Annotated in this window: 13 protein-coding genes and 1 pseudogene; 10 read left to right on the forward strand and 4 right to left on the reverse strand. The window is 52.0% G+C overall.

Annotation, left to right across the window (positions count from 1 at the left end; all coding sequences use genetic code 11):
• Positions 1 to 246 precede the first annotated feature (246 nt).
• Together VF260_09560 and VF260_09565 are read right to left on the reverse strand one after the other, a co-directional pair.
• The gene (locus tag VF260_09560) at positions 247 to 561 is read right to left on the reverse strand and encodes a dehydrogenase (protein HEX7057425.1); all 315 of its coding nucleotides are present in this window, start codon (positions 559 to 561) and stop codon (positions 247 to 249) included.
• Between the two features lie 84 nt (positions 562 to 645).
• On the reverse strand, positions 646 to 1,095 hold the full coding sequence (locus VF260_09565) for a cupredoxin domain-containing protein (GenBank protein ID HEX7057426.1): 450 nt from the start codon (positions 1,093 to 1,095) through the stop codon (positions 646 to 648).
• A gap of 165 nt (positions 1,096 to 1,260) precedes the next feature.
• Here VF260_09565 and VF260_09570 point away from each other — a divergent pair.
• The 5 genes and pseudogenes from VF260_09570 (at position 1,261) to VF260_09590 (ending at position 4,102) form a co-directional block, all read left to right on the forward strand.
• Positions 1,261 to 1,848: pseudogene (locus tag VF260_09570) on the forward strand (DedA family protein).
• Between the two features lie 27 nt (positions 1,849 to 1,875).
• Positions 1,876 to 2,340: a nuclease-related domain-containing protein gene (locus VF260_09575; GenBank protein ID HEX7057427.1), complete on the forward strand. Its 465-nt coding sequence runs from the start codon at positions 1,876 to 1,878 to the stop codon at positions 2,338 to 2,340.
• Positions 2,341 to 2,384: 44 nt separating this feature from the next.
• Positions 2,385 to 2,951 (forward strand): thioredoxin family protein, encoded by a 567-nt coding sequence (locus VF260_09580; protein ID HEX7057428.1) that lies wholly within the window; start codon positions 2,385 to 2,387, stop codon positions 2,949 to 2,951.
• Positions 2,952 to 2,957: 6 nt separating this feature from the next.
• On the forward strand, positions 2,958 to 3,581 hold the full coding sequence (locus tag VF260_09585; protein HEX7057429.1) for an MBL fold metallo-hydrolase: 624 nt from the start codon (positions 2,958 to 2,960) through the stop codon (positions 3,579 to 3,581).
• A gap of 92 nt (positions 3,582 to 3,673) precedes the next feature.
• Positions 3,674 to 4,102 (forward strand): DUF4395 domain-containing protein, encoded by a 429-nt coding sequence (locus tag VF260_09590; protein HEX7057430.1) that lies wholly within the window; start codon positions 3,674 to 3,676, stop codon positions 4,100 to 4,102.
• 2 nt (positions 4,103 to 4,104) lie between these two features.
• Here the strand turns inward: VF260_09590 and VF260_09595 are convergent, their stop codons facing one another.
• Complete coding sequence (locus VF260_09595; protein HEX7057431.1) at positions 4,105 to 4,833, reverse strand: YheC/YheD family protein; 729 nt, start codon at positions 4,831 to 4,833, stop codon at positions 4,105 to 4,107.
• A gap of 144 nt (positions 4,834 to 4,977) precedes the next feature.
• Positions 4,978 to 5,166, reverse strand: coding sequence for a cold-shock protein (locus VF260_09600; GenBank protein ID HEX7057432.1), 189 nt, complete (start codon positions 5,164 to 5,166; stop codon positions 4,978 to 4,980).
• 140 nt (positions 5,167 to 5,306) lie between these two features.
• Here VF260_09600 and VF260_09605 point away from each other — a divergent pair, with 140 nt between their 5' ends.
• The 5 genes from VF260_09605 to VF260_09625 all read left to right on the forward strand — a co-directional run.
• Positions 5,307 to 6,296 carry an NAD(P)H-quinone oxidoreductase gene (locus tag VF260_09605; protein HEX7057433.1) on the forward strand — a complete coding sequence of 330 codons (990 nt, stop codon included), beginning with the start codon at positions 5,307 to 5,309 and terminating at the stop codon, positions 6,294 to 6,296.
• 129 nt (positions 6,297 to 6,425) lie between these two features.
• A complete protein-coding gene (locus VF260_09610) occupies positions 6,426 to 7,166 on the forward strand; it encodes an SAF domain-containing protein (protein ID HEX7057434.1) in 741 nt (246 codons plus the stop codon).
• Complete coding sequence (locus VF260_09615) at positions 7,163 to 8,395, forward strand: hypothetical protein (GenBank protein HEX7057435.1); 1,233 nt, start codon at positions 7,163 to 7,165, stop codon at positions 8,393 to 8,395. Before VF260_09610 ends, VF260_09615 begins: the two co-directional genes overlap by 4 nt.
• 3 nt (positions 8,396 to 8,398) lie before the next feature.
• The gene (locus tag VF260_09620) at positions 8,399 to 9,835 is read left to right on the forward strand and encodes an ATPase, T2SS/T4P/T4SS family (protein ID HEX7057436.1); all 1,437 of its coding nucleotides are present in this window, start codon (positions 8,399 to 8,401) and stop codon (positions 9,833 to 9,835) included.
• A partial coding sequence (locus VF260_09625; GenBank protein HEX7057437.1) for a hypothetical protein occupies positions 9,832 to 10,139 on the forward strand: 308 nt, incomplete at its 3' end. The genes VF260_09620 and VF260_09625, both read left to right, overlap by 4 nt.

A 10,139-nucleotide genomic window follows, 5' to 3' on the forward strand; every position in this document is an offset into this window, starting at 1 on the left:
GCAGCAACTCCTTGTGGTTTTCTTTTTTGCACGAGATGGGAATTATTGATTGCTTGCGAGAAAGTGGCGAGCCCGACATTTCATGAATTTTACAATTAATTTTATAGTAACCTTTAGTGCAAACGCCTGATCCGGTAAAAACTGCGCTCAAAATGTTAGATGTTGTCCAACAATTGGAGCACAGTTTAATAAGTGACGCTCATTTAACGCCGGCACCCATGAATGTTGTTAGACGCTTTCCTGGTATTAACCGCCGAACGCGCTGCGAAACGCTTTGGAAAGCGATGTTTCTTCCACATTCCAAAGTTTGGCCACTTCCGGGCAAATATGTTCGTCCCACCAATCGCACAAGGCTTTTCGATTATCATGGTGCTCAACGATCAACGGCAGATGTTCAATGACTTTCCGAAAATAAAACTCTTCAGCCGCGATGATCTGCTCGGGGGGAACCCAGATTTTCAGTTTTTTGAGAGCGCGATACAGTTCACGATTGCAGGATCGCCGTATTTTCCGGGCAGAAGGAAGTTCCTGCTGATGCTTTTCAACACCCGAACTTTTCATCGATCTTCACGACTCCTCTCTGCATTATGGTATGCATGAGGAAGTCGGGAAGCCACTTGGTGTGCCCACTTATTGCTTAGGTAGTCAGATCACGACGATATAACCGATCATCGGGCCGTTATGGGCGATATCGGGATGGGCAAGGCAAATAATCCGGTAGATGCCTTTTCGCGCGGCGGTGAACGTCACAACCGTTTCTTCCCCTTTTTTCACTTCTTCTTTCACTTGCAACCCTTCAATAACAAATGGATGGCTTTCCCCATTGATGCCGTAAATGCTCAGCTTGACCAGCTCCCCTTCGCTCACAACAATCGTCCCCGGGTCCCACCTGTAAGCTTCTATTTCTCTGCCGTCCGCTGTCGTTGTTTTGAATTCGCCGGTAACCATATGAATAATCCGGGCTTCTTTTCCAGGTACGGCTGCGGCGGGGGTTGATCTTTCTTTGGCAAACAGCGCGAGCGCGGCAATGACGAGAGCGCAGGCGGCAACGGCGCGCAGGAGAATAATTCTTTTTAATACAAAGATTTTTGCCATTTTTACCGGAACTCCTTTCCGTTTCATCACATCATCGCTAACATATGCAAGCGCCTGTCCTGCCATGACACGCGTAGCGGAGAAATTGCGCGTTGCCTTTGCATAGGTGCGGCTGTTCATCTATACTGGTGATGAATCATGCGTCAAAAGAAAGAGAGGGATGGTATGGCGGAAATCATACAAAGGCTGCTTGAATTCGTGGAAAGCATGGGGTATTGGGGCATCATGCTCGGGCTGGCCATAGAAATTATTCCTAGCGAAGTTGTGCTTTCATTCGGCGGTTATCTCGTTTCGCAGCATAAAATATCGTTTGTCGGCGCCGTTTTGTATGGCACGGCAGGCATTCTCATCGCGCAGTCGGTGTTATACTGGATTGGACTGTATGGCGGCAGGCCGTTTGTGGAACGTTACGGAAAATATTTGTTGCTGAAAAAGCATCACATCGATATCGCGGAAGGTTGGTTTAACCGTTATGGCGCCGGAATCGTGTTCACCTCCAGGTTCGTGCCGGTGTTTCGGCAAGCGATTTCCATCCCGGCGGGCATGGCGCGCATGTCTTTCGCCAAATTCACCTTCTATACGCTTTTGGCAACGATCCCCTGGTGCATTTTGTTTATTTATCTCGGCAAAACGTTGGGGGAAAACTGGCGGCAAATCGGCGAAAAAGCGAAACCTTATACAGATGAGCTGATTATCGGCGCTATTCTTTTGGTCGCGCTATACATACTGTTCAAATGGTGGCAAGCAAAAAAACGCAATCCCGTTAAGGAAGCCGGATCAATCGGCGAGAAGAAGGTTGCCCATCAACTGAAGTTTCTGGGGCCGGAATATAAAGTGCTTAACGGCAAAACGATCCGCGCCCGCGCCAATCATCAGGAATTCGATCATGTGGTGATCGGGCCGAACGGCGTTTTTCACATTGAAACGAAATATTGGTCAGGCCGCGTGGCGTTTACCGAGCAAGGCGTTGAGCGCGAAGGCGAAAAAGCGGCGGCGGACCCGACGGCGCAATTGTACCGGCATGAGTACATCCTGAAAGAGTTGCTGAAAGAAATAGGCGTGCGGGCAGATGTCGTGGGCGTTTTGTGTTTCGCCCATCCGAAAGCGCAAATCGAAGGGAAAAGCCCGGCTTTTATTACCGCAAAAGTTGACAGGCTGCTGCACGTGATCAAATCGCACAAGCCAAAGCGTCCGCTTTCACCGAAAGAAGTACAGCATATATTTAAACATATATCGGCGCAATAGGGCGACTTTCACTTGATCCAAAAAGTTTAAAGGAGTGATATGAAATGAGCGTCAATTTGGCGGGCAAATTCGGAACGGGATTAACTCCGCAAGCATTTATGGACGGCATGAACAAAAACAAGGAAAAGTTTGCGGACTGGCATGCGCGCTTCACTTGGGAAAATCAAGATGATTTGGCGTTTTTTCAGTCGTTGCGAAATCGGGATGATTTGCGCTGCCTGATTGTCGCCGCGGACTGGTGCGGCGATGTGGTGCGCAATGTGCCCGTGGTGTTCAAAGTTTTGGCGGAAACCGGGATGCCGGTGGAAGTGCTGATTATGGAGCAAAACACCGGTGTGATCGACCAATTTTTGACGATGGGCGGGCGGGCCATTCCCAAGGTCATCTTTACCGATACCGGCGGGGTCGTGTTGGGAGATTGGGGTCCGCGCCCGGAACATGTGCAAAAAGCGATGATCCGTTTTAAAACGGAAAATCCCGACAATAAAGCCCCCGATTACCAAGACAAGCTGCGCGCCACATACGATGAAATGCGCCGGTTATACGGCGAGGGCACAGCTTATCAGACGGTCATTGTAAAAGAGTTGCGGAAGTTGCTTGCGAAGGTGTGATAACGAATGTTGAACATTTCCCGGATCCCTTTGGGCCCTTTGGCAACCAACGCATATGTCGTAAGCAACCCGAACACGAAAAAAGCGTTCGTGATCGATCCCGGCATGGCGTCATCCGTTTTGTTTCAAGCTTTCGGTGATTTTACCGTCGAAGCGGTCATTCTGACGCATGCCCATTTCGATCATATCGGCGGATTGGAAGAAGTGCGAAAGCGCACTGGCGCCCCCGTTTACATCCACGAACGGGAAAAAGATTGGCTTAACGATCCCGAATTGAACGGCTCCGCCTTCTGGCCGGAAGTCGGACCGCAAATTCGCTGCCGGCCTGCGGATCAATATTTGCAGGATGGCGCCCAGTTGGAATTGTTGGGGGAGGAATTTAAAATTTTCCACACCCCTGGCCATTCTCCGGGCAGTATCAGCCTTTATTGCGGGGATATGCTCTTTTGCGGCGATGTGCTGTTTCGCCAATCGGTCGGCAGGACGGATTTGCCCGGCGGCAGCACGCAGGAACTTTACGATTCGATTCATCGGGTGCTTTTTTCATTGCCGGGCGAAGTCCAGGTATACCCGGGACATGGCCCGGAAACGACGATTGCTTTCGAAAAAGAACACAATCCTTATGTATAGGGGGGCGCCTCGTGTGGGCCCCCTTTTTTTTATTACGGGTTAGTGCTATATTTAATTCATAGTAATCTTACCCACCAAGTAGGTGATTTGATATGAAGGAAATTCCCATACCTTATGTGCGGACAAATCAGGCCGCCATGGTTGTGCTGATTGCAGCGGGGATTATATTCAATAAACCGATTCTGATTTTGGTCGTCTGGGCGATCGAACTGGTCGGATTGGCGCTTGGCGCGCGCGGCAATTTGTTTATCATCATCGCCCGCCCGTTTTTGCGCAAGCTTGCGCAGCGGGCGGAAGGAGAAGCGGCGGAATTGCAGCGGTTTAACAACTCCATCGCGGTTTTCCTGTTGTCGCTTTCGGTGGTCTCGATTTTGCTTGATTGGACAATGGCCGCCTATATTTTTGCCGGCATGGTCGCGGCGGCCGCCCTTGCGGCGATTCTCGGATATTGCATCGGCTGCACGCTGTATTACCAATTAAAGCAATGGCGTTTGCGCCGCAACGCCCGTAATCAGCAGTGAAATCAATTCGGCTTCAGATAGCGCAGAATGCGGCGATACATGGATTTGTCCCGCAGGCGGCGAAATAATGACACGGAGGGGGTGAAGTTGGTCTCGATCAACCAAACTTTGCCCTCTTTGTCTATGCCCATATCGATGCCGAAAACACGCTGCTTTTTGTAATGCCTGCCCAATACCCAGGCTGTTGCCAGCGCGAGCTGCTCCATTTTTGCCTGAATGGACTTGGCGGAATTCCGCACATCGGATCGTCTCAACGCCGTTGCGAGCGGAAGCACCTTTCCGCCGCTGCGGCGCGTATTGGTAACAATAAAGCCCGGTCCGGCGACTTTTATCAATGTTCCGGTAATCGACCAGTCGCCGCCTTTTTTTCGCTGCACCATCACTCTGGCGTCGATCGGCCGCTCATTCACTTCCGCGAGCGGAATCCGCTCCTGAATGATGAGCGTTCGCCCGCCCGCCCGTTTGCGCAAGGCGTTGGCCAGTTCCTCCATGTTTTCCGCCGTGCTCACTTTATTGTCTCGCTGCAGCTGATACCGGTCCTGGCTTTCGGTAATGCGAACGACCCCGATGCCGCAGCTGCCGGCATTCGGCTTGACGATAATATCCCCGTGCTTTTCAAGCATGTTTTGCAAGTTTGTTGCGGAGAAGAGGACCGTTTCGGGTATGTGTCGAGCTATATTCGCGTGGCGCCGCAAAATGAGGATTCGCGCCCATTTATACCCCTTGACCAAATCGGCGTACCTCCTTTGTCAATCATCCCGTTGACGCCAAAAGCGAGCCCCTGGGAGAGCGGAGCCCGCTTTTAGCATATGGCGAAAGCGCCCGATTGGCGTTGGCAAAACGTCCATTGCCGGCGAAATGGGCGGATGTCGACGTTATTTGACCTGATTTTGCAGCACCGGCAACCGGCGGATTTCATTGGCCATCGCTCCGTGGCATAAAGGACATGTCGGCACATTGTCAAACGTATAGTCGGCGCGCATCCAACCGTTGCACCCTTCGGTCGTGCACGTCCATATTGCGGTGTCCGCTTCCGGCACCGCTTCAACCTGTTTTTTAAACATGCGAATACGCCTCCCCTGTTTGATTCCCCGGTGCCGTTCAACTTGTCCGTTGAACGGGCTCCGATTGTGAAAGCAAGGAAACATAGTATAATATATGGAAAAAGGGCGCTTACTATGCGCAACATGGGAGGCATGCGATGATGAAGGCAGTGCTGCTTCGGCAACCGGGCGGACCGGACAACATGGTTATCGGCGATGCGCCGGATCCGGAAATGGGCGAAGCGGATTTGCTCGTTGAAGTGAAGGCAACCGCCCTGAATCGCGCGGATCTTTTGCAACGGCGGGGGATGTATCCGCCGCCTGAAGGAGCGTCGCCCATCCTTGGCCTGGAAATGGCCGGAATCGTAATTGCAGCCGGCAAACGCACAAACGGCTGGCTTCCCGGAGATCGCGTGTTTGCGTTATTGCCGGGCGGCGGTTATGCGGAAAAAGCGGTTGTTCCGGAGGGAATGGCGATGCGCATACCCGAACAGTTGACGTTTGCCGAGGCTGCCGCAATACCGGAAGCTTTTTTCACCGCTTATCTGAATTTGTTTGAGTTGGGACAAGCGAAAAAAGGAGATCGGGTATTGATACATGCCGGGGCGAGCGGCGTAGGGACGGCAGCGATCCAGCTTGCCAGAGACAGCGGGCTTCATGCGCTCGCAACCGCCGGCTCGGAGCGGAAATTGGCGGCATGTCTGGCGTTGGGCGCCGCTCGCGGTTGGAATTACCGTAAAGGCGCCTTTTTGCCGGAGTTGTTGGATTTTACGGAAGGAAAGGGCGTCGATATCGTGCTTGATTTTGTTGGCGCGCCTTATTTTCACGATCATATGCGGGCGCTTGCCGTTGGCGGCAGGCTGATCGTCATCGGCTTGCTCGGCGGCGGCAAGGTGGACGGAGTTGATCTGGGACAAATTTTGGCGCGGAGAATCCAAATTATCGGCACGGCGCTCAGATCGCAACCGCTTGCGAAAAAAATCGCATTGACCCAAACATTTTCCCGGTCCGTGCTGCCCAAGTTTGCAAGCGGCGAAATCAAGCCGGTCATTGATTCCATATTTGATTGGCGGGATGTTGTAAAAGCGCATGAACGAATGGAGCGAAATGAAAATATCGGAAAAATTATCTTGAAAATGGATGGACAATAAGCAAAATTTTTGCTATGATACAAATACTCGTTCCAACTGAACTGAATATATCAAATTGAACAGTTTGCGAAGGACGCAACTCGTGGCATTCCGTGAGTTGCGTCTTTTTTTTCGTTAAGGGGGAATTCGATGAACAGGCGCAGGCAGTTTTGGGTGAGCATCATGGCTGCCGTCACTGCGGCGCTAATGATGTACGGGATTTATGCGTTGCAATTGCAGCAAATCGAATTGCAAAAAACAATTCGGGTTGTCGTGCCGAAACATTTTATCCCGCCGGGCACGCTGCTCACAGCGGACATGCTGGAATATACAGACGTATTTTTGGCCGGCTACAGGGAAGATATGGCAAGCGACAAAGCAAGTGTCGCCGGGATGGAAGCAATCGTGCCGCTGGGGGCGCACGAACCAATTTTAACGTGGAAGTTGGACAGCCTGCATCTATATCCCGGGAAAGGAGAAGCGACGTTTCAAATCCCGAAAGAGTATATTTTATCCGTATCAAACGGCATTCGCGCCGGCGATCTGGTGGAAATCTTCGTATCGCCCGCCGCTGGTCCGCCCGCCAAATTATTTGCGCGGAAAATCGTGGTGGCGTCGGTCAAAACTTCCGCAAACGTGGAGATCGATAACGCCGAACAACCGAATTTGTTGGCGAAAGCGCGCAATGATACCGAATCGATGTATATTTCCCGCAGGAACGCCAATGGCGCCATCGAATGGGTCAATCTGAATTTGACGCCGGAGGAGTGGCTTATGATTGATGAAACATGCAAAGACAAATCAGGGCGGCTCGTCATCGCCTTCGCTTCGTTTTCCGGGGCGAAGCCGCCGATTGCGGCCAACCGCCAAACCGGGGAGGGAGAATCGTGAATATCGCCTGCATGGTGGACGATAACGAATTGTTTAGCCGTTTGCAAAATGATTCGCTCATTTCGCTGCATCCGTTAACAAAAGTGCGGCACGTTGCGGACATGGCGCAAAATCAGGCAAATAACGCATGGGATGCGGTTATTTTATCCGATCGTTTTTTTCCGCTTGCGGAACTGGGCGACTGCCTCGAACAGATTATGGCGCTTCCCCAAACGCCGAAAGTGATCGTGCTGTTGTCCAACCACCATGACTCTGTTTTGAACGATCACTATATGAAATGTTGCCTTTCGCACCGCAGCGAATTCGTTACTCCCGGATTGACGGTTCCGGCGATTGTAACAAGCGTGCGGCAAATCCTGTTTGGGAAGGGCGACGGCAAATCCGATCGCAGAAAAATTGTGTTGTTTGTCGGAACAACGCCGAATATCGGCACGACGGCGGCTTCTTTCGGGACCGCCGCCCATTTGGCGAAAGCTACGCGGCAATCGGTCGGCTATCTCTGTTTGAATCTGAAAAGTTCGAAACTGCATCGATATTTGGGCCGGGACCACCCGGCCGCCACCCTCGATCTTATCCGCGCGGAACTGAAAGGAGCAAGCCTGACCGGAAAAATGCTGCTGCAGTATTGCGACAGGTTCAAAGCGCTGCCGAATTTGCATGTTTTGTACGGAAATATGCTGCGCGAACAGGCGGAGTTTTTTTCCGAAGATGATATTGAACATCTGCTGCGGACGGCATCCGACGTTTTCGACATTTGCATCGTGGAGACGAATGCCTATTGGGATAATGCCGCGACCGTGTGCGGCGCGCATCTTGCCGGAACGAAAATATTGGTGACGACGCCGCAGGTGGGGCACTTTCAGGAAGACATGAATCGCTGGTTACGCGATGTCGCCCCCGTAGCCGGCATCGACCCTGCCGGGTTCGATGTTCTGGTGACGCAAAGGCCGGCGGGCGCGGAAAAAGCCTGGTCGAACTTGAACGATATCCGGCGGGAAACAGGCTTAAACATCATCGGCGAAATCGGCAAATACAACGAAATCGAGGCGGCTATGAACCAGGGCAGGCTGCTGGAATTTGTCCTCGGGAACGGATTGTTTCAGAAAGACATGCGCAAAGTCGTCTATACATTGGAGCGGCTTTATGGATTGGAGCGCATTAAAGAAGCGAAAGACAAGCGCAGTTGGCGCAAATGGCTGTCATTTCGCGGGGAAATGGCAGGTTTGTGACGCATGATGGATAAGAAGGAAATGAACATGCCGACAATCCCGGGGAAAAATCGGCGGTTTTCGCTCACCGCTTATTCGCAGCGTTTTGGCACGCGGGTTGCCGAGCCGGCGGCGGAGCAGGCAAACGGAGGAAATTTCAGTGCGGCGGCGCAGCAATTTGCCGCGGTTGTGGAGGAATGCCGCAAATTTTTGCTGGAACCAAAGGGGCGAACGGAAGCAGACAAATCCGCTTATCATGAGATGATCAATCGGGCGGTGTTGGGCTTTGCCGCAGAGCGCGCGAAGGCGCTCGCGCAAATCAACGACTTTCTGGCGAAAAAACGGTTGCAGAGGGCCTTGTTTCCGCCGCAGTACGACACGCTCGCCGAGGCTGTTTTTGCCGAAGTGATCGGTTTTAACGTGCTGGATGCGATTATGAAGCACGGCGAGGAAATCGAAGAAATTCAAGTGGTCGGCACGAGCATTTATGTTGTGCGCGACGGCCATGCGGCATTGTCGCCTTATCGATTTTCGAGTTTGCAAGATGTGGAGCGGATTCAGCAAAACCTTGTCCTGTTTAACCGGGATACATTCAATCCGCGGAAACGGTGGGCGGAAGTGATATTGCGTGACGGCTCGCGCGTGACGTTAACCGGATTCGGATTTACTTCCGAGCCCACGATCACAATCCGTTTTTACCCTGTCAGACAATTTGACTTGCGCCAATTGTGCAATGAACGCTATGAAACGATCAGCGCGGAAATGAAAGATATTTTAGGCTGCTTGGTAAGGTCCTATTTTAACATGGTGGTGATCGGTTCGACGAATACGGGAAAAACCCATCTGATTAAAGCGCTGATCAACGAGATGCCGGATCATGAACGGATCGTAACGATTGAGTCGCGCTATGAGTTGATGCTAAGGCGCGACTTCCCGCGGAAGAACATTGTGGAATTCGAAGCGGATGATGACGATCTTCTGCACTCCGGCGAGCAGGCGTTCAAGCTGGCGCTGCGCCAATCGCCGCGGCGCATTTGCCAGACGGAAATTCGCGACTCGGACGCCAATCTGTATGTTCGCGCTTGCACCCGCGGGCATGACGGAAGCCTGACTTCCGTGCATGTGAACAGCCTGGAAGACGTGCCGGATGCGATAACGGACATGTGCATGATGAACGGCAAAAATATCGATCCCGGAAGGCTTAGAAGGCGCATTGCCGAATTCGTGGCGCATATCGGTCTGGAGATGGCGATGGTCGGCGGCAAACGAAAATTGGTGCGTATCGGGGAATACAGCTACGAAGAGGGGGAAATTCACGTCAATACGATCGTTCAATATGATTTTGCCCGGTCGGTTTGGGCTATTTCAGGAAAACTTTCCCACAAAGCGGCGGCGAAAATACGCCGGTACGATGAAGCGGGTTTTCGCAGGTTGGCCGAGATCGGAGTGCTGCCGTCGTGATTTTGCTGTTGCTGTGGATTTTATACGGATTGTTATTTTTATTGTTTTATATTTTCGCCCATTATTTGCTGCAAGCTCTAATCGCAAAAGTGCGGGTAAAGGTTCGCCTGTATGCGGGCGGTAAAAGTTTCGGAACAGCCGCGCGGGGCGGGAAAAACGCCTTCGCGCGAAAAACTTCCAAGCATTTGGCCGATTTGCTGGCGTCGCTCGGCATCAGGACAAGCCCGGGCGTGATCGTGGCCGTCAGCATCATGTTGCTGTCGGTGGGAATTTTGCTGGGTAGCGTCTATTTTTCCAGCCTAAA

It is taken from the genome of Bacilli bacterium (assembly GCA_036381315.1).
GTDB lineage: Bacteria > Bacillota > Bacilli > Paenibacillales > KCTC-25726 > DASVDB01.

What these genes read in the sequence shown, in the direction of transcription:
- VF260_09565 (HEX7057426.1), bottom strand. Translation starts at nt 1,095, where the DNA reads ATGGCAAAAATCTTTGTATTAAAAAGAATTATTCTCCTGCGCGCCGTT.
- VF260_09560 (HEX7057425.1), bottom strand. Translation starts at nt 561, where the DNA reads ATGAAAAGTTCGGGTGTTGAAAAGCATCAGCAGGAACTTCCTTCTGCC.
- VF260_09605 (HEX7057433.1), top strand. Translation starts at nt 5,307, where the DNA reads ATGAAGGCAGTGCTGCTTCGGCAACCGGGCGGACCGGACAACATGGTT.
- VF260_09620 (HEX7057436.1), top strand. Translation starts at nt 8,399, where the DNA reads ATGATGGATAAGAAGGAAATGAACATGCCGACAATCCCGGGGAAAAAT.
- VF260_09610 (HEX7057434.1), top strand. Translation starts at nt 6,426, where the DNA reads ATGAACAGGCGCAGGCAGTTTTGGGTGAGCATCATGGCTGCCGTCACT.
- VF260_09600 (HEX7057432.1), bottom strand. Translation starts at nt 5,166, where the DNA reads ATGTTTAAAAAACAGGTTGAAGCGGTGCCGGAAGCGGACACCGCAATA.
- VF260_09585 (HEX7057429.1), top strand. Translation starts at nt 2,958, where the DNA reads ATGTTGAACATTTCCCGGATCCCTTTGGGCCCTTTGGCAACCAACGCA.
- VF260_09590 (HEX7057430.1), top strand. Translation starts at nt 3,674, where the DNA reads ATGAAGGAAATTCCCATACCTTATGTGCGGACAAATCAGGCCGCCATG.
- VF260_09580 (HEX7057428.1), top strand. Translation starts at nt 2,385, where the DNA reads ATGAGCGTCAATTTGGCGGGCAAATTCGGAACGGGATTAACTCCGCAA.